The 394-nt window shown below is 67.8% G+C and carries 1 protein-coding gene; it reads right to left on the reverse strand.

What is annotated here, in order from left to right:
- A partial coding sequence (locus tag I6F28_RS37245) for an efflux RND transporter permease subunit (RefSeq protein WP_225143984.1) occupies positions 1-394 on the reverse strand: 394 nt, incomplete at both ends.

Below are 394 nucleotides of genomic sequence, written 5' to 3' on the forward strand. Positions count from 1 at the left end.
GTCCTTCACCGCGGCGGCGCTCAGGCGATCCATCACGGCACGGGTCTGCTCCAGGGTGGACCCGGCGGGCAGCTTCACCAGCGCGTTGAGCATGCCCTGGTCTTCATCGGGCAGGAACGCGCCCGGCAGGTGCCACAACAACAGGCCGGTGGCCACGCTCAGCACCAGGTAGAACAGTACGCCCAGCGTGCGCCGGCCGAGGAAGCGGTCGACGCGATGGCGCAGTCGGTTGGAGGTGCGCTCGAAGCGATGGTTGAACCAGATGAAGAACTTGCCCAGCAGGCCCGGCTCGCCAGCGTGGTCGCCATGCGGATGGCCGCCCTTGGGAATCTGGTGCAGGATGCTGCCGCACAGCGCCGGGGTGATGGTCATCGCCACCAGCACCGACAGGATC

It is taken from the genome of Bradyrhizobium sp. NBAIM14 (assembly GCF_020193895.1).
Lineage (GTDB): Bacteria > Pseudomonadota > Alphaproteobacteria > Rhizobiales > Xanthobacteraceae > Bradyrhizobium > Bradyrhizobium yuanmingense.